We start from the raw sequence: 16,898 nt of genomic DNA, 5'->3' as shown, positions 1-16,898 counted from the left end.
CACGCCGACGCCGACGCGCTGCACGCGATCCTCGACCGCGCCCTGACCGAGACCGCCGCGGCGAGCGCGGAGGTCGCGGCATGAGCACGCAGAAACCGTTGACGCGCAACGAGATGCACGGCCTGCTCGCCCACTACCGCCTGGGCGACGGCGACCACGTCAGCGACGACCAGGTGACCGCCTGGCTGCGGGAGCTGCGCCACTACAGCGCCGCCGAGTGCCACGCCGCGCTGTCCTCGTTACCCGCCAACAAGGTCACCCGCGCCACCCCGTCCCAGATCGCCGGCCTGATCGACCGCGCTCGCTCGCAGCCCGCGCGCACCGGCACGCCGAGCTCCGCCCGTCCGCCCGTACCACGCGACCGGGAAGCCGCGGCAGCTGCAGGAGCGCGCGGCATCGCGAAGGTCTACGCCGCGATGGGCTGGACCTGGAACGCCGACCATGTGCTCGCCCGCACGGTGCGGTGCCCGTTCTGCAAGGCGCTGGCCGGGCAGGTCTGCGGCCCGCTCTCCCGTGACCGGTCCGGCAAGCGGGAGCTGCGCGACCCGATCACCCGCATGCACCCGTCCCGGCTGACGGCCGTGAAGAAGAAGCAGGCCGCCGAGCAGTCCACCCGCGGCGAGACCGCGACCACCGCCGCACCGCAAGGAGCCCACGCATGATCGAGAACCCGAGGCCTGACCAGTCCGTCGCCGCTCACGCCCGCCTGGCGCTGGAGGTCGCCGTCGACCAGCTCGTCCAGCCCGGCATGGTCCAGGTCGTGCGGCAGAACCCGGACGGCACTACCCGCACGGAGTGGGCCGAGATCCTGCCGCTGCTCGACCAGGTCGCCGAGGCCGTGCACCCCGGCAGCGAACGCACCGGCAAGACCGCGCACGGCTCGCGCCCGCCGCATCGCTGGCACCGCTCGCGCTGGTCGCCGAGATCCGCGGTGTGGTGCGGCAGGCCTGCCACGGGCACGACCACGAGCAGTACGAGGAGCTGGGCAAGCGGTTGCGGCTGTGGGTGCTGCACGCCGAGGAGTGGCAGTACGAGGCGTTCGACTACCTCGCGTGGGCCGCCGACCGGGCTGCCGAGTGGGTGCGCGAAGCACGGCTGATGCTCGACCCGCCGCCGCGGTTTCCGTTGCACGGCAGGGCTTGCCCGATGTGCCGGGCCACGGCCGTGCAGGTCTGGTCCGAGGAGGAGAACGACTACCTGCGCCGGCCCGCGCTGTCCGTCGACCCAGAGCGGGTCGAGGTCGTGTGTGCCGACTGTGGCGCGGCCTGGGGCATGGACGTGTGGGGCCAGCTGGCCGCAGCGATCGAGCAGCAGCGCCAGGAGACTCTGGCAGTGACCGGCGTCACGTCGGAAACAAGTTGACCTTCAGTCGTTTCAGCAGGCATTATTACAGGGCTGGGTACACGTGTATCCAGATCCCCCCAAACCCCCAACTGAAGCCCGTCGCGCCACCACCCCTCGGCGCGGCGGGCTTCGTTGTGTTTCAAGGGTTTCCGAGCGCGAAGGCCGCGTCGCCGCCACCCGACGCCGCCTTCGCCTTCGCGGGCGACGGCACACCGCAGCACCAGGCGCCCCCACCGCCGAGCGCGACGCCGTCGCCCGCACCCCTCATCAGAAGGGCGGCTCGACCTCGTTCGGCGCGCGCTTGCGCAACGCGGTACGCCGCACGTGGTGGCGCACCGGCTCCTTCTTCAGCCCCACGGTCGGAACCTCGTAGGTCACCAACCCCATCCACGCGCCGTTCTCGTAACGAACCCACTCGGTCACGTGGCCAACCACCCAGCCCGTGGGATTCATGGCGTGCTGGCGCCGGTTCTTCGTCAGCGCCGGCTCTTGCGGCGGGCCTGGAGCATCTCGGTAGACCTCGTCCAGGAGGACCCACACGGGCTCGGGACAGGTCTCGGGAACCTGCTCCAGCGCCCACGAGTACCCATCCTGATCGCTCATACGTTCGATGGTGCGTCGCCCGCTCGCCACCGCGCAAGCCGACGCGGCAACCTCGCGCCACCCCGAGCCACCCCTCCCTGAACCGGCGCTCTCGCCTGCATTCCATTGGCAAAAGCTCGCCGATTCGTTTCTACGCGCTTTCCAGGGTTTTAAAATCCGAACGCACTAATTCATTCTCGGGAATCCCGAACCGCTTGCATTTAGGTGATCAAGCCGGGAAGAATGAAGGGGTATTCAGAGAGGCCCTGGGGTGCTGGTAACACCACAGGGTCAGGTGAAAGGACCCTTGTGTTCTCCTTTGGCAAGCTCAAAAGACTTCTGCCACCGCCCGATGGGGCACTGATTGGGACCCGCTACCGGGAAACCCAGAGCCTCACCGATCCGGCCGAGTTGGCCGCCTACATCATCAGCAGGGCGCGCGATGAGCTCGCGCTGCCCATGTCCGTCTGGCTGTCCACCGGCCGAACCGGTGCGTGCTTCATGGACTTCGACGCCCCCTGCCCTCAGCCGCTGGTCGATGACATCGCCGCACGTCAGGAGCTGCTGGTTGAGATGGAGGACTGGATCGAGCGCTTCAGCTGGTCGCTGCCGGGACAGAGCCCTCTGCACGAGGACCAGCGCCGGTTTCACCGCCAGCTGGCTCTCCGGGAGCCCGTGGATGTCGTGACCTTCGGCATCACGTGGGGCACCGTTGAGATCTCCCACAACAGCCCGTGGTTCCGGCTGCGCAAGCGTGCGGGGGAAATTCTCCGGAATGCCCGCAGCAGCAAGTACGCGAAGTGGCTCGCGCTTCTGTGATCAAGTGGCCGGGGTTTCAGTGGCTGGCTGCTGAGACCCCGGCGCTCACACCTGCCATGCGGGTGCCCCGTTTTTGCTCCGGGTATTTGGCTGCCCAAAACGCGGGTGCCTCGGCGGCTGCTGGTAACAGCCCCGAGGCGTGGCCGGTGCCCATCGGAGCGGACCCGTTAAACGGACTCCGAGAGGAACCGAACGTGACCGATGTTATCCCACCCGAGGACACCGCGATGAGCCCGGCGGAGGCGTTCCGGCAGTACCTCGACAGCCTGCCCGCGCGGGCGCTACGAGCCGAGGCCGAGAAGCTGGACGCGCTCTACCAGACCTTGGCGGCCGACGTAGACGTGATGCGGCTGCTGTGCTTCATCCAGCTCGGCTACTCCGACGAGATCCTTGCCGAGGTGCCGGAGCAGGCCCGGCTGGAGGCGCACGCCCGCGGGTGGCTGTACCGCTCCGGCCGCAAGCTCACGATCGACGGCACGGAGGCGTTGCTCGACTGGCTGCGCCAGGTGGCCCCGCACAAGAACCTGCCCCCGTTCCAGGAGCTGTGGAAGGCGGCGACGGGATGGTGACCGAGCACCCGCAGGCCGCACCGCTCGAAGTCAGGGCCGGGCTTAAGCAATTCGCCGGCCTCGCGGCACGGTACGAACAGCCGGAACAGCGCGTGCACGTGCAGGCCCAGCTCTTCGGGCTGCTGCAAACGGCGATCCCAGTGCACCGGGTCCTGTTCATGGTCGCGGCCGGGTTCAACCGGCCGTCAGCACTGGACTGGCACACCGAGCCCGGCGCGCTGGAAACGGCGGTGCAGGCCGGGCTCGTGGGTGTCCCGCTGGCCGAGGAGTTCGCCTACCGACTCACCGACGCCGGGCACGCGGCGCTGACGCACTGGTACCAGCTCGTCGGATCTCGCCAGGACAAGCCCGACTTCAAGCACTTCTGGGACGCGGTCGCCCTGCGCTGACCGAACCCGCTCGGCGGCGAGGACTCTCCTCGCCGCCGAGTCCTTCCCGCTCATGCTGTTGGCGCACAAGGAGAAACCGATGGATCAGCTCGCAGACGAGGCGCACAGCGCGCCGGGCGCGGACCTCGACGCGGCACGCGAGAAGTTGTTCCGCTACTTCCAGACCGGCCCGCGGCCACCGTGGCGCGAACCTGGCAATGACAAGGGCTGTGAGCAGATGGACGCCGACGTCCTCCGCCTGGCCTCGATGGGCGCGGCCGACCTGTACCTCGACCCGGAGGCGGTGGCGACCCTGTTGGAGATCGCGGCGTACCAGGCTGGGACGACTAGACACCGCGGCCTCGGCTCGACGGCCTGCACGGCGTTCGGGCATGATGGCCGGGTCCCCGCGGTTTTGGTTGACGCTTTGATCACGGTGGACGGAAAGGGCTCACGTCCGCACGGCGTGGGCCTTTTTCCATTTCGCGCGTGATCGCTTTTAATCGGCAAAACCACACGTTAACCCGTGCGGAGTCACTTTCGCTGAATTCTTTGAATCCGGTTTGACAAGGGCATTCCCGCCGGTAATGTCTGTGGTGTCAACCAAAACCGCAACACAGCACAGGGGTTACCCATGCTGTGCCGGATGAAGGATTCACTCATGGCTCATGAGCTTGAACAGTTTCAGGATGGCCGGACCGCTTTTGTGGCCGGTAACAACATGGATGCCTGGCACCGGTTGGGCATTGTCAAGGCTGGCAGCCTCACCGTGGAAGACCTGATGACCGATGGTCTCTTGGGTGGCTGGGATGTCCGTACCGAGCCGCTGTTCTTCACCGAGACCGGGGACCGCTGCCTGGAGTGTGGGGCAGGTCTGGGGAGCCAGCACGAGGACGTGTGCGCCACGGGGGATGAGGCCGAGGCCGCAGCCCTTCAGGCCGCCGGCGTGGGGGTGGACGAGTTCGACGGCCGCAACCAGGGCCGGAACCCGTTCCGCCTGGTGGTGGATGATGACACCGCCACCCCGCACCCTATGAGGAACTGGTGGGCCACCGTCCGAACCAACCCGGTCACCAAGGCAACCGAGCCCCTGGGGACCGTGCAGGGCAAGTACACGCCCATCCAGAACGAGGAGCTGGCCGAGATCCTTCAGGCCCTCGTGGACGAGTACGGGGCGGTGTTCGACACCGGTGGCTCACTCCGTGGTGGCCGTGAGGTGTTCATGTCCATGAAGCTCCCGGAGGCCGTTCAGGTTGGCGGGCAGGATGCCCACAATCTCAACCTTGTGGGAATGAATGCCCACGACGGCACCCGGTCGCTTTATCTGGTCACCACCATGATCCGGGTGGTGTGCGCCAACACTCAGTCAATGGCACTTCAGAACTTCAAATCCAAGTTCAAGATCCGCCACGTGGGCAACGCCAAGGCTCGCATTGCTGAGGCCCGCCAGGCTCTGGACTTGTCTTTCAAGGTGGCTGAGGACTTCCAGAAAGAGGCAGAGAAGCTGCTCATGGCTCCGATGTCCGACAAGGAATTTCAGAGCTTCTGTGAGGTGATCTGGCCGAAGACAGAGGTCAGCAACACCATGCATGCCGTGTCCAAGTACCACGAGCGTGGCGCGCGGCTGCTCAAGCTGTTCCGGGAGGCTCCGACTCAGGAGAACTGCCGCAACACCCGGTGGGCCGCGGCGAACGCGTTCAGCGAGTACACCGACCACTGGGTGGACATCCGCACCAAGCAGGACTACGCGGTGGCGCGTGCCGACCGTGCCCTGTTTGGGGATGGCGCCGAGCTGAAGGACCGCGTCTTCCAGCTGCTGAAGGTGGGCTGACATGCTGCACCAGGTCGCAGACCCGACCGCCGCTCTGGCCATGATCCGGGTGGTCATCCTGGAGTGGGAGAACGCGGACGCCGAACAGGTGCCAGCAACCGTGGTGCTGGCCTACCTGGTGGACAAGCTGGACACCTGGTTGTGCCGCAAGGGCTCCCTTCTGCCGTCCCAGTGGACCGGTCCGGAGGGTGAGGGATGGCAGGGCTACAACCGGTACACCTGTGCCGAGATCACCGATCCTGGTTGGGCACTGGACCGGGTCCGGACCCTGGTCCGCCAGGTGCAGGAAGGCAAGGCCGGGCAGAGAGTGTCTGACCGGTTGTTCTCCCTGGTGGCCGGGCTGGACAAGCTGGCCACCGATGAGCAGGCCGTCCCCCGCCAGTGGCAGACCGCTGCCTGATCAGCTCTACCCCCGCACAGCCCCCACACCGCCGGTGTGGGGGCTGTGCCCGTTGCCGTGACCGGGTGATGCCGTCGTGCCTACTCGCGCTGAACGACCCTGCACCACTCCCGGATGCTCCGAGCTCACTCGCCGGGGTGGCCGGTGCGGCCGATGCCGCAGCCGTGCCGACACCAGCCGGGGCACCGTGGCCGAAAGGGGTTACACCGGCCTGCACCGCTCCCGCTTCCGCTCGGGCGTACTGGCCGCGCACCCGCTGTGCCGCTGTGCCTCACCGTGTGGCCCGCCACCACCCGGCCGGCCGTGCCCGTGGCCGTCCACTGTGGCCGATCACTGGCCGCTCACCCGTAGAGAGCTTGTGGCACAAGGGGGAGACCCGAACAACCCCAAGCATGGCCGGGGCCTGTGTGCCTCCTGTCATGGCCGCAACACCGCCACCGATCCCCGAACCAAGGGAGGATGGAACAGCCCGTGAGAAGCCGTCTCAGGGCCGGACCGGTGCCGCAGGCACCGACCGGCTGAGGCACGGCCGCCGACCGCGCCCGGCCCACGCCGCCCAGGGGAGGGACCCCCGAGGCCGCGCCGGGCGAACCCGCCACTGAGGGCCAGTTCTGGCCGGTCAGGTTTCCGAGGACGCGGTTCCTACGTCGGGCTCGGCGCGCTTGCGGTCGATGGCCTTGGCCGCTCCGACGTCGCTCATGAACGCGTGCTCGCCGATCTTCCGCGCCGAGATGTTGAGGCTCTTTGCCTTGAGCATCAAGGCTTCCTTGCGGTCGCGCCACGCGGCCTCCTGGCCGGCTGCCTCGCTCAGCTCGTCCAGCACGCGGGCGCGTTCCTGCTCGGCGTTCGTGATCAGATCCCCCATGATCGGATGCTAACTCAGTTCGGATTCGTGAACTCGGTTCGCGCGCGGGTGGTGGTCGCGTGACCTACCGCCCGACCGACCTGGTGACGATCGAGGGCCGCCCGTCGTCGCTGGAGTTGCTGGACGACCTCGCGGCCGAGGGCAAACCGGTGCTGCTGGCGTTCTCGCGCGGCAAGGACAGCATCTCCGCATGGCTCGCCATGAGGGACGCGGGACTCGAGGTCGTGCCGTACTTCCTGTACCACGTGCCGGGCATGTCCTTCGTGGACGAGTCGCTGGCCTACTTCGAGGACTTCTTCGGCACGAAGATCCACCGCTACCCGCACCCGGCGATGTTCCGGTGGCTCAACACCTTCACCTTCCAGGTCCCGCACCGGCTCGCGGTGATCGAGGCCGCGGGCCTGCCGATGCCCTCCTACGAGGACGTTGCGAACCTGGTCCGCGAGGACCTGAACCTGCCCGGCGCGTGGAACGCGGGCGGTGTGCGTGCGGCCGACAGCCCGAACCGGCGGATGGCGATGACCACGCACGGCCCGCGCCGCGATGACATCCGCAAGATCTCGATCGTGTGGGACTGGAAGATCCGGCACGTGCGGGAGATCATCGCCCGCCACCAGGTGCGGCTCCCGGTCGACTACGCGATGTTCGGCCGCTCGTGGGACGGGTTGGACCTGCGGTTCATCGAGCCGCTGCGTGAGCGCTTCCCCGCCGATTACGAGCTGATCCGGCAGTGGTTCCCGCTGGTCGAGCTGGAGGTGCTGCGTGCCCGCTACACCCGATGAGCCGCAGGACCTGCTCACGCAGCTCCAGGCGATGGCGTCGCCGGCCTCTTCGTCAGAACCCGCGGACCTGCTCGCTGCTCTCAACGCCGCGCCGAAGCCGAAACGCAAGGCCGACGAGGAGGACCTGGACGAGAACACCTCCGGCTTCCGGGCCAGGGCGCGGCGCGAGCAAGAGCGCTACATGGCCGCGACCGACACCGAGTACTGGTGTGCTCCGTGCTTCTGGACCGCCGAGGCCTGCGCGGCGTTCGTCGCCGGGCTCCCGGTGTCCGCGGTCGACGGCCGGTGGATCGACGGGCTGGAACTGGCCGCCGCCCTGAGCATCCCGGTTGATGCCGAGCAGGCCGAGCCGGAACAGGCCGAGGAGGTCGACGTGCTGGCGGCGCTGCAATCCCTCGCGCCGAGCACCGGCGGGCTGTCCACCGAGGATCTGCTGGCACAGCTGCAGGCCGACGCCATGCCGGACCCGCTGGCCGAGGTCGAGTACACCGGCGACCTCGCGACCGACTCCCACGCCGAGCTGATGGCGCTCTCCGCCGCGCTCCGGGCCGCTGACGAACGAGCCGAACGCGGCCGGTTGCTCACCGACTCCCCGCACTGGGTAGTGCTGTGGTTCCCGCTGCGCGCACACAAGGACACGTTCCTCAAGGCCGTGAACATGCTGGCGTTCGGGGACAAGTACATCGACGGGCACCGCCTGGCCGACGTGCTCGACATCGACCTGCCCGCAGCACCTCCCGCCGACACCGAGGGGAGGTGAACAGCACTGCGCAACGCATTCCGACGCGGCGTCGCGGCCATCCGCCGCACCTTCAGCCGCAACGCCAACAGCGGCTCCAACGCCGGCGGAAGCCCGCCCGCGAGCTGACCTGAGCTCGGGGAGGTGATCACCGATGGGCAAGCGCGGACCCGCACCCAAACCCACATCGCTCCGCATCCTCCACGGTGACCGCCCCGACCGGATCAACGACACCGAGCCGGTTCCGCCGACCGGAACCATCGAGCCACCGGACTGGCTCTCCGACGAAGCCCGCGCCGTGTGGGACCGGCTCGCCCCCGGCCTGATCGCCCGCAAGGTCCTCACCACCTGGGACGCCGACGCCTTCGTCGTGCTCTGCCAAGCCCTCGCCCGCTACAAGGAAGCCACCGCGCTGCTCAACCGCTCACAGCTCCTCGTACAGGGCGCGGGCGGGCTGGTGAAGAACCCGCTCCTCGGCATCCAAGCCGAAGCCGAACGCACCTTCCTCACCTACGCCGCCCGGTTCGGTATGACCCCGTCCGACCGCCAGTCCGTGAAGGCCGAGGTGGCAGGCGACGCCAGTGGCGGAGCCGAGAGGCTGCTGTCGTAATCCACTCCGGGCAGCGCCTTGTACCGCGGTACAACGGCTACATCGGGGGCCCCGAACGCGCTGGTCTAACTGGCCAGCACACGGTCTAACTGATTTACCTGCCCACAACCTGCGGCTAGGAAAAACTTGTTTCCGCAGGTCAGGCGGGTAGCCGGGTCTATACTGGCACAGTAGACTAACTGGAGTTACTGGCTCAGCTAGTTGTGAACAGCCATCTCAGTTAGATGCGTTCGCATGGAGGGCGAGTGACGAGCGGGCGGGCGGTGCCCTCGGTAGAAGACACCGCCGCCGCGTCAGTTGAACAGGTCGATGATCGGGCCGATCAGTACGACGACCTGCGTCAGGAGGTTGAGGAGAGCGGTGGTCCGCTCGGGGTGCCAGCCCCTGGACCGCCGTCTCTCAACTTCCTGTTCTGACCTATCACCCACCGGCTCGTCGTCCGGCGTGCTGTCGGTCATGTGTCACCTCCACCGACTTCACCACAGCGGGTTGGTGTCGGCCTCCCAACCCGGCCGGAGCCGAGAGGCACTGGAGGTGGCGCCTTGTCACGTAGCTGGCTGCCACGGCATGAGCGAAATCGTATCGGCTGCCACCGGCAAAACGGGGAAGGTGTACCCGGGTACAGGGGAAAGATCCCCAGGTTTGGATTGGCCGCTCGGTGGCGCGAACCCCCAGGTGACAAGGCCAGAGCCCTGGTGCTAGGCGCCGATGCTCAGATCCGGGAGGTCGGTGTAGATCTCCTGCCACTTTCAGCCAAAAGCCTGGTAGAAGCCATGATCAACTAACTTCCGCCACACGATGATTTTCTGGCAGTTGGTGTGTAGAAGATGTAGTCGTCGCCGTCCATGTTGAGCGAGTGCCCGATCTTGAAGACGCGGTGCACCTTCAACCTTGCGGCTGCGCTAGGTGCCCGCACGGTGGAAGTTGAGGCAGCCGGATAGGCATGGCACGGCGGGCCACCGAGAAGCACGTCGGCTGAACGTAGATCAGCGACCAATTCCTCAAAGCCGAGGTGGTCGCCGATGGACAGGGCGGCGCGGACCGGCTCATCTCGCAAGAAGGTCGACCCCCGCCCGCTGGTGTGCGGCAGGACGTTCGACGGCCGCCGCTGCCGTAAGCGGGGCGACCACTTCTGCACCCCGCGCGCCGACCACGCACAGGCCTTCGCCGAGGAAATCTGTGTCCACACCAAGGACAGATGGGCTCGCCGGCCTTTCATCCTCGCCGACTGGCAGCGCGACGACATCGTGCGTCCCTTGTTCGGCGAGGTCCGCTGGGACGACGAAGCCCGGTGCTACGTTCGCCGGTTCCGCATCGCCTGGATCGAGCTGGCCCGCAAGAACGGCAAGTCCGAGCTGCTGGCGTTCGTCGCGCTCTACATGCTGTGCGGCGACGGCGTGGAGTCCGCGGAGATCTACGGCTGCGCCCGCGACATCGACCAGGCAAAGCTCGTCTTCAACGTCGCCGCCCGCATGGTCGCCCTCAGCCCGGTGCTCTCGCGGCGACTGCGGGTGGTTGCCCACAGCGCCCGGATCATCGACGAGAAGACCAACAGCGTCTACGTCGTCGTGCCCGCCGACGCGCTCGGCAACCTCGGCTCCAACCCCTCTTGCGTCATCTTCGACGAGGTCCTGACCCAGCCGAACGGCGACTTCTGGAACGCGATGCGCACGGGCATGGGAACCCGCTTGGAACCGCTGTTGATCGCGGCGACCACCGCGGGCAACGACCCCACCTCGTTCGCCAAGAGCGAGCACGACGAGTGCGTGAAGATCGCCGACGACCCGTCGCGTGCACCGCACCGGTTCGTGTACCTGCGCAACCTGCCCGAGGACGCGGATCCTTGGGACGAGGCGAACTGGTACTTCTCCAACCCCGCGCTCGGCGACTTCCTCTCCCTTGCAGCACTGAGGGAAGAGGCACTGGAAGCGCGCAACGACCCGGCCCGCGAGAACGCGTTTCGCCAGTACCGGTTGAACCAGTGGGTGTCGCAGTCCTCGCGGTGGATGCCGATGCACCTCTACACCGCGTGCACCGGCACGAGCGACACGCCACCGACGCGGCTGCTGGAGCTGCACGCCGGCCGGCCCGCGTGGGGTGGCCTGGACCTCGCGTCCAAGATGGACATGACCGCGTGGTGCCTGATCGTCCCCAACGGCATCGACGGACACCCGAGCGCGCTGTGGCGGTTCTGGCTCCCAGAGACAGCGGTCGCGTTCCTGGACGAGCGCAACGACAACAAGTTCTCCCGCTGGGTCGAGCAGGGCTGGATCACCGTGACGGACGGCGAGGTCATCGACTACGACGTCATCGAGAACGACATCACGGCAGACTCCGGCCTGCTGCGCCTCGCCGACATCTCCTACGACGAATGGTCGGGCGAACCCGTCCGCCAGCGCCTCGAACGCCGTACCGGCGTGCCGATGTACCCGGTTGCCCAGACCTACAAGGGCATGACCCACGGCATGACCGAGCTGATGGCACTCACCAAGTCACGGGGCTGGTCGCACCACGGCAACCCCGTCGCCGAGTTCTGCTTCGACTCCGTCGAGGTCCGCCACCCACCCGGCGAACCCGACCTGATCAGGCCAGACAAACCCGAGCGCGGCAAGACCGGCAAACGCATCGACGCCGTGCCCACCGCCGCGATGGCAGTAGGCGGATGGAGGTTGCGTGGCGCCAAGGTCAAGAAGTCAGGCCGGATGGTAGTCATGGGATAGGGCTGGCTTGCGCTCGATTACTCGCCATTCTTACTGAATCCAGAGCGCACCTTTGCAATTGTTGCGGCCAGATCATGCTTATACCACAGCATGTGCCACTCATTCGCCTTCCGATCGAGCACCTCCGCTGGAACGCCCGCCTCAAGAAGCATGCAGATCCGCGCGACCGCATACACCGATTCCGCCATGCGGTAAAGATCCCCGCCGTTAGCGGAAGACGCTCCTTCCTTGAGGTGAGTAAGTTCGTTCCGGACAGTTGCTACTGTCTGTGCCCATCTTTTTCGGTCACCAATCAAGTCTCGCGTCGCCGCACCAGCGCGTTGAGCCAGCTGGTTTAGTCTCTTCGGAAGTGAGGCTCCGTTGATGTACTTCATTTTTTCGAGCAGCCAATCGCGATGAACTTCTGGCGTGACCTTTGTGTAGGCGGCGATCAGCTCCTCGAATTCGGCCGTATCCATCCCTTGGCCGCCACCGATCAGCGCGCGATGGAGCGCTTCGGCAGCATAGGTGACGTTCATGAACTTGTTCTCCATGAACATTTGCCGGGCACGCTGGGTGCTCATCAGCGAGTGGAGCGGCCGAGTGAAGAGGGCAGACTTGTCCATCCACGTTGCCACACTCGAAATCCCACCTAGCTCCTGATAGTCAAGCAGCATGCGATGATGTCGCCTCTGCTTCCGCTTTTCGGTGGGCTTGTAGTTGATGCGAGACGAGAGGTGCTCGATGAGTTGCAGGTGGCTCGACTCCGAGCCGTCGAGCATCCTCACTCGTGCGTCTGCGCGTTGAAGCTTGAGGCTCACGTCCACGATCGGCGTGTCAGTGCAAAGCGAGATTAGGGATTCAAGTCGACCGACATCCTCTTGGATCGCATCAAAGGACTGACGCTCGGAATATGCGATCTTGAATACTGGCCACTGGGTCACGCTGATCCCCGTGAACTTGTCGCCAGGCGCGTTCCAGTTCACGTGCAGTGAGATGGATCCTCCCGAGAACGGGCTCGACTCCACCTCCACGGAATTGCACGTAATTTGATAGCGATCTTCCGATTGGTTAACGTCGATAGCGCTTCGCTGAACCCAACTGCCCAAGTCTTCGAACATCACATAAACCGAGTCGAAGGCAAGTTCGCCACTGAGATGGTGTCCGACAAACATTTCGTTCGCATAGTAGGTGACCTCTTCAGGTCCCGGCGCCCTGAAGTTGCTGTTACTTGCCCAGCAATCATCGAGGGTGACCTTGTCGTTCCCGATCCAGCCAAAGATGCGAACATTGGTTCTATGGTTGCGATCATGGGCATCGAACGATCCGACCAACTGAAGATCTACCCCGCTGCCTGACGGGTCGAAGGTAAGTCGTCCCGAAAGGACGTCGTCTTCGTGATCTTCCAACCAGAAGACGCCCAGTTGGTCAATTGATCGCATCAGAACCCCACAATCTCGGCGTAGACGGACCAATCTAAACGCGGCAACGGCTCCTCGCATCGCATTTAGAGGGCGCGTCGCAAGATTCTGTTGATGGTCGAGAACCTTCACGGTCTCAAGCTTGGTCAACTTGGCGGTGGTCGATCTGATCTCCACCAAGTTCGAGCTGGCTCCTGAGCAGTGGGTGAACCGGCTCGTCCGGCTGCACAACGCCCAGCTGCCCGAACTGGAGTTACTGGACGCCTACTACGAAGGCGAACAGCCGCTGTCCTACATGCACCCGGAGTTGCTGCGGCGCATGGACTCGCGGCTGCGGTCGGTGGTCATCAACTGGCCGCAGCTCGTCGTGGACAGCCTGGACGAGCGCCTGGACGTGACGGGGTTCCGGCTCGGCGGCGAGCAGGCCGCGGACCGGGAGCTGTGGCGTATCTGGCAGGCCAACCGGCTCGATCTGCATTCCGAGCAGGCGCACATCGACGCGCTCGCGCTCGGCCGCGCCTACGCGATCGTCGGCACCAACGAGGAAGACTCGTCCACGCCGCTGGTGACGGTGGAGTCTCCGATGGAAGTGCACGTGGACCTGGACCCGCGCACGCGCAAGGTCCGGGCCGCGTTGAAGCGGCAGTTCGAGCCGGACGACTACGGCTACACCGAGGCCTACGCCACGCTCTACCTGCCCAATGAAACCCGTTGGTACAGCAGCGACAACGGTGGCGGCACCTGGTCGGAGATCGACCGCGACGAGCACGGCATGGGCCAAGTCCCTGTTATCCCGATCATCAACCGTCCGCGCACTCGACGCCGCCGCACCGCGCCCCCGCGGCTCGGTCGCTCGGAGCTGATCAGCGTCCTGCCGCTCTCGGACGCGGCGTGCAAGATCGCGACGGACATGATGATCAGCGCGGAGTACCACGCGATGCCGCGAAGGTACGCGCTCGGCTTCGACCGTGACGACTTCGTGGACGCCAACGGCCGCCCGCTCACCCCGTGGGAGTCCGTCGCCGGCGTGCTGTGGGCCAGCCCGAAGAGCCCGAAAGAGACGGCGTCTCGGTGGGGCAGTTCCCCGAGGCGAACCTGTCCAACTTCCACGACACGCTGAACACCCTCGCGCGGCTGGTCGCGTCGCTGTCCGGCCTGCCGCCGCACTACCTCGGCTACGCGACCGAGAACCCGGCATCGGCGGACGGCATCCGGTCCTCGGAGTCCCGCCACATCAAGCGCGCCGAACGCCGTCAGCGGTCGTTCGGCGACGGCTGGGAACAGGTCACCCGCACGGTCTTCCTGGTGCGCGACGGCCGGATGCCGGACGAGGCGCTGCGGGTCGAGTCGCAGTGGGCCGACGCCGCCACGCCGACGTTCGCCGCGCAGGCCGATGCCACGGTCAAGCTGTACTCGGCGGACAAGCTGCTGCCGCGCCGCTTCGCCCGCCGGGCGCTCGGATACTCCGACACTGACATCCGAGACATGGAAGCCGAGGACGCCGAGGCGTACTCGCGCGTCGTCGGCGGCGACCAGGCCGCCGAGTTCGGCCCAAAGACGCTGCCCGGTCCGCGTCGTCCTGGCGATGACGAGCCCGAACTTCCTCAGCCGCGCAGGCCTGCGGATGGCCTGGGCGCGTCGGTCCTGCCGCCGCTGGCGGTCCAGTTCCGCGAGCCTGAGACCGGTCGGTGAGTTCACTTCGCGGCCTTGCCATCCTCGGGTCCAGGCTTCTTTTGCCGTAGGACGCGATCGTTGACACCCGATGCGGCTTTGCCGAGCGGGCCTTCGAGTGCTTTGGCAGCAGCCTCAAGGTCTTCGGCTCCACCAACTTTGTACACATGCCGGTAGAACCTCAGCCGGAGCCAGAGTCCCAGCAGCGCGCACACCGGACCGACAGTTCCTGCCAGTGCCAGTGCTTCTCCGGTCGTCACACGCCCACCTCTCCTTAAAGATCAAGAGATGGCGAGACGATGTTCGAACCCCCAAAAAGATGGTCGACCGCCAGAGCGACTGACTTAAATGCTGTTACCTCGTTGTCACCTGACACTCAGACATCCCCACGGTACTTGTCTGACAACAGGGCGTCTGGAGGTGGTGGCATGCAACCGCCTGCAGGAGCGTCCGGGCTGGCGTTCACCACCGCCGACGCCGACCACTACCGGGCGCAGCAGCGCATCGTGCGCGTCGCTGTTGACCAGGCCCAGGCTGCCTGGAAGTTGCTAAACGCGAGCGACGCGTTCGGGTCCTGGACACAGCTGGTACGACCTAGAGTTGTTCAAGACCTCGAGCACGCGCAGGAGTCCGCCGCCGCGCTGGCCCCGCTCTACATCGCCGCGACGTTGGCCACCGCCCGCGCTGTCTCGTCGCCGGTCGCCGCGGTGGTGGCCGCCGCGTTCGCCGGGTTCGCCGCGAACGGGCTGCCGCTCGCGTTGCTGCTGGACTTCGCGTTCCGGCTCTACCAGAAGGCCGTGGCCGCGGGGATGCCGCCGAGCGAGGCTCGCGCGATCGGGCTTGCCCGGCTGCTGACCTACGTCAGCACCGAGACCGCCGACGCCGGCCGTCTCGCCCACGCCGCTGCTGCTCTCGCCGAACCGGAGATCGCCGGGTACGAGCGGATCATCGTCCTGCCCGCGTGCGGGCGCTGCATCCTGCTGGCCGGACGGCTCTACCGCTACAGCACCGCGTTCCTGCGGCATCCGCGCTGCGACTGCCAGATGAAGCCCGTCACCTGGGAGCAGTGGCGCGAGGACCGCCCCGGCAACCACCCGCGTGCACTGTTCGAGGCGATGACGCCCGCGCAGCAGAACGACGCCTTCGGCGCCGGGGACGCGGACGCGATCCGGGCCGGAGCCGACATCTCCCGAGTGGTCAACGCCCGCCGCCGCAACGCGGTCTATGTCGCCGGAGGCCACGAGTACACCCGCGAAGCCACCACCGTGCGCGGCGTCGGCCGCCAGCTCGGCGACCTCGGTAAGCAGCCCGGCCGCCGCTACTCCTCCGCGCGCACACCACGCCCCACCGCCGCGCAGCTGGTCAACACCGCCCGCGACCGCGACGAGCTGATCACCCAGCTCCGCCGCTTCGGGTACCTGCGCTAGCTATCGAACCCAGCTCGGAGAACTTGCCATAACGCACGTTATGACTAGAACTCAGAGATTTTTTGAAGGGTCGATTGTAAGACGGGTAATTGAATCGGCCTTTTTTGGTTCTCGAAAGGGGCTGCTCAGCAGCCCGCCAAGCCTGCGGCGGCGACGGTCACGAGCAACCAGGGCGCCATCTTGGCGGTGACACCGCTGGTAGCGCCAGCCATGACCTGAGCTCCGGCAGAGGCAGCAAGCAACACCGCAAGAGCGAGCGTGCTCAGCCAGGGCTTCCTCATCCACAGATGCTCTCACGCATTCCGAACGAGCAACGCTACCCGAAAGGGGGTTTCACCTTGTCCGAAAACCTGACCGCCCCACCTGCCCCCGGCGACACGAACCCAGCGCCTGAAACGGCTGCGCCACCTGCCACGCCGGGTGAGCAGCCTGGTGGGCCGCCTGCGGAGCCGGACTACAAGGCGCTCTACGAGCAGGCCACGGCCAAGCTCACCACGGCCGAGACCGCCGCCCGCGAGAACAGCGAGAAGGCCAAGCGGCTGGACGAGATCGAGGCTGCGAACAAGACCGAGGCTGAGCGCGCGAACGACCGCGCTACGGCCGTGGAGAAGCAGCTCGCCACGATCCGCCGGTTCGCCGTCGACGCCGAGATCCGCGCTGCCGCAACCGGATGGGCCGACCCCACCGACGCGCCGCGCTACCTCGATGACCGCGACCGCTACATCAGCGAGGACGGCACCGTCGACACCGCCGCCATCACCGCGGACCTCG

At 66.6% G+C, this 16,898-nt stretch carries 23 protein-coding genes and 1 pseudogene; 17 read left to right on the top strand and 7 right to left on the bottom strand.

Features of this window, described 5'->3' with window-relative positions:
* Positions 1-80: 80 nt before the first annotated feature.
* The 3 genes and pseudogenes from FXN61_RS36040 to FXN61_RS57000 all read left to right on the top strand — a co-directional run bounded on the left by FXN61_RS36040 (position 81) and on the right by FXN61_RS57000 (position 1,362).
* Positions 81-662: a zinc finger domain-containing protein gene (locus FXN61_RS36040; RefSeq protein WP_167978415.1), complete on the top strand. Its 582-nt coding sequence runs from the start codon at positions 81-83 to the stop codon at positions 660-662.
* Positions 659-1,044: pseudogene (locus FXN61_RS57005) on the top strand (DUF7341 domain-containing protein); the annotation flags it as partial. The gene FXN61_RS36040 and the pseudogene FXN61_RS57005, both read left to right, overlap by 4 nt.
* A gap of 54 nt (positions 1,045-1,098) precedes the next feature.
* Complete coding sequence (locus tag FXN61_RS57000) at positions 1,099-1,362, top strand: DUF7340 domain-containing protein (RefSeq protein ID WP_446684957.1); 264 nt, start codon at positions 1,099-1,101, stop codon at positions 1,360-1,362.
* Positions 1,363-1,483: 121 nt separating this feature from the next.
* Here FXN61_RS57000 and FXN61_RS54770 read toward each other — a convergent pair whose 3' ends face one another.
* Complete coding sequence (locus FXN61_RS54770; RefSeq protein WP_281360782.1) at positions 1,484-1,612, bottom strand: hypothetical protein; 129 nt, start codon at positions 1,610-1,612, stop codon at positions 1,484-1,486.
* A complete protein-coding gene (locus FXN61_RS36030; protein ID WP_167978413.1) occupies positions 1,612-1,947 on the bottom strand; it encodes a hypothetical protein in 336 nt (111 codons plus the stop codon). The genes FXN61_RS54770 and FXN61_RS36030 overlap by 1 nt, the downstream gene beginning before the upstream one ends.
* Before the next feature lie 204 nt (positions 1,948-2,151).
* Here FXN61_RS36030 and FXN61_RS36025 point away from each other — a divergent pair, with 204 nt between their 5' ends.
* From FXN61_RS36025 to FXN61_RS36000, 6 genes are all read left to right on the top strand, one after another.
* A complete protein-coding gene (locus FXN61_RS36025; RefSeq protein WP_167978412.1) occupies positions 2,152-2,745 on the top strand; it encodes a hypothetical protein in 594 nt (197 codons plus the stop codon).
* 194 nt (positions 2,746-2,939) lie between these two features.
* Positions 2,940-3,314: a hypothetical protein gene (locus FXN61_RS36020; RefSeq protein ID WP_167978411.1), complete on the top strand. Its 375-nt coding sequence runs from the start codon at positions 2,940-2,942 to the stop codon at positions 3,312-3,314.
* Complete coding sequence (locus FXN61_RS36015) at positions 3,308-3,703, top strand: hypothetical protein (protein ID WP_167978410.1); 396 nt, start codon at positions 3,308-3,310, stop codon at positions 3,701-3,703. The genes FXN61_RS36020 and FXN61_RS36015 overlap by 7 nt, the downstream gene beginning before the upstream one ends.
* A gap of 79 nt (positions 3,704-3,782) precedes the next feature.
* A complete protein-coding gene (locus FXN61_RS36010) occupies positions 3,783-4,175 on the top strand; it encodes a hypothetical protein (RefSeq protein WP_167978409.1) in 393 nt (130 codons plus the stop codon).
* A gap of 153 nt (positions 4,176-4,328) precedes the next feature.
* Positions 4,329-5,513 (top strand): DUF932 domain-containing protein, encoded by a 1,185-nt coding sequence (locus FXN61_RS36005; RefSeq protein ID WP_167978408.1) that lies wholly within the window; start codon positions 4,329-4,331, stop codon positions 5,511-5,513.
* 1 nt (position 5,514) lies between these two features.
* Positions 5,515-5,913: a hypothetical protein gene (locus FXN61_RS36000; protein WP_167978407.1), complete on the top strand. Its 399-nt coding sequence runs from the start codon at positions 5,515-5,517 to the stop codon at positions 5,911-5,913.
* A gap of 619 nt (positions 5,914-6,532) precedes the next feature.
* Here the strand turns inward: FXN61_RS36000 and FXN61_RS35995 are convergent.
* Positions 6,533-6,778: a hypothetical protein gene (locus tag FXN61_RS35995; RefSeq protein ID WP_167978406.1), complete on the bottom strand. Its 246-nt coding sequence runs from the start codon at positions 6,776-6,778 to the stop codon at positions 6,533-6,535.
* Between the two features lie 59 nt (positions 6,779-6,837).
* Between FXN61_RS35995 and FXN61_RS35990 the strand changes: the two genes are divergently transcribed.
* The 3 genes from FXN61_RS35990 to FXN61_RS35980 all read left to right on the top strand — a co-directional run bounded on the left by FXN61_RS35990 (position 6,838) and on the right by FXN61_RS35980 (position 8,909).
* A complete protein-coding gene (locus tag FXN61_RS35990; protein ID WP_167978405.1) occupies positions 6,838-7,560 on the top strand; it encodes a phosphoadenosine phosphosulfate reductase in 723 nt (240 codons plus the stop codon).
* Positions 7,541-8,320, top strand: a complete 780-nt coding sequence (locus tag FXN61_RS35985) for a hypothetical protein (RefSeq protein WP_167978404.1) — start codon at positions 7,541-7,543, stop codon at positions 8,318-8,320. The genes FXN61_RS35990 and FXN61_RS35985 overlap by 20 nt, the downstream gene beginning before the upstream one ends.
* 133 nt (positions 8,321-8,453) lie before the next feature.
* Positions 8,454-8,909 carry a phage terminase small subunit P27 family gene (locus tag FXN61_RS35980; protein WP_167978403.1) on the top strand — a complete coding sequence of 152 codons (456 nt, stop codon included), beginning with the start codon at positions 8,454-8,456 and terminating at the stop codon, positions 8,907-8,909.
* A gap of 293 nt (positions 8,910-9,202) precedes the next feature.
* Here FXN61_RS35980 and FXN61_RS35975 read toward each other — a convergent pair whose 3' ends face one another.
* Positions 9,203-9,367, bottom strand: coding sequence for a hypothetical protein (locus FXN61_RS35975; protein WP_167978402.1), 165 nt, complete (start codon positions 9,365-9,367; stop codon positions 9,203-9,205).
* Positions 9,368-9,931: 564 nt separating this feature from the next.
* On the opposite strand from FXN61_RS35975, the gene FXN61_RS35970 reads away from it, so the two are divergent.
* On the top strand, positions 9,932-11,629 hold the full coding sequence (locus FXN61_RS35970; RefSeq protein ID WP_188135859.1) for a terminase large subunit: 1,698 nt from the start codon (positions 9,932-9,934) through the stop codon (positions 11,627-11,629).
* Positions 11,630-11,646: 17 nt separating this feature from the next.
* Here FXN61_RS35970 and FXN61_RS35965 read toward each other — a convergent pair whose 3' ends face one another.
* Positions 11,647-13,161 (bottom strand): ApeA N-terminal domain 1-containing protein, encoded by a 1,515-nt coding sequence (locus FXN61_RS35965; RefSeq protein WP_167978401.1) that lies wholly within the window; start codon positions 13,159-13,161, stop codon positions 11,647-11,649.
* Between the two features lie 10 nt (positions 13,162-13,171).
* On the opposite strand from FXN61_RS35965, the gene FXN61_RS54765 reads away from it, so the two are divergent.
* Both FXN61_RS54765 and FXN61_RS54760 read left to right on the top strand, forming a co-directional pair.
* A complete protein-coding gene (locus tag FXN61_RS54765; RefSeq protein ID WP_223165750.1) occupies positions 13,172-14,149 on the top strand; it encodes a phage portal protein in 978 nt (325 codons plus the stop codon).
* Positions 14,101-14,721, top strand: a complete 621-nt coding sequence (locus FXN61_RS54760) for a phage portal protein (RefSeq protein WP_223165748.1) — start codon at positions 14,101-14,103, stop codon at positions 14,719-14,721. Before FXN61_RS54765 ends, FXN61_RS54760 begins: the two co-directional genes overlap by 49 nt.
* Before the next feature lie 2 nt (positions 14,722-14,723).
* Here FXN61_RS54760 and FXN61_RS35955 read toward each other — a convergent pair whose 3' ends face one another.
* The gene (locus FXN61_RS35955; RefSeq protein WP_167978400.1) at positions 14,724-14,960 is read right to left on the bottom strand and encodes a hypothetical protein; all 237 of its coding nucleotides are present in this window, start codon (positions 14,958-14,960) and stop codon (positions 14,724-14,726) included.
* Between the two features lie 168 nt (positions 14,961-15,128).
* On the opposite strand from FXN61_RS35955, the gene FXN61_RS35950 reads away from it, so the two are divergent.
* Entirely contained in the window at positions 15,129-16,127 is a 999-nt protein-coding gene (locus FXN61_RS35950; RefSeq protein ID WP_167978399.1) for a VG15 protein, read from the top strand.
* Positions 16,128-16,252: 125 nt separating this feature from the next.
* Here the strand turns inward: FXN61_RS35950 and FXN61_RS35945 are convergent, their stop codons facing one another.
* Positions 16,253-16,408, bottom strand: a complete 156-nt coding sequence (locus FXN61_RS35945; protein ID WP_167978398.1) for a hypothetical protein — start codon at positions 16,406-16,408, stop codon at positions 16,253-16,255.
* Between the two features lie 57 nt (positions 16,409-16,465).
* Here FXN61_RS35945 and FXN61_RS35940 point away from each other — a divergent pair.
* A partial coding sequence (locus FXN61_RS35940; protein ID WP_167978397.1) for a hypothetical protein occupies positions 16,466-16,898 on the top strand: 433 nt, incomplete at its 3' end.

This window comes from Lentzea indica (assembly GCF_012184385.1).
Taxonomy (GTDB): Bacteria; Actinomycetota; Actinomycetes; order Mycobacteriales; family Pseudonocardiaceae; genus Lentzea; species Lentzea indica.
The sequence above is the reverse complement of the archived record's forward strand: the minus strand, read 5'-3'. Positions and strand labels throughout refer to the sequence as shown.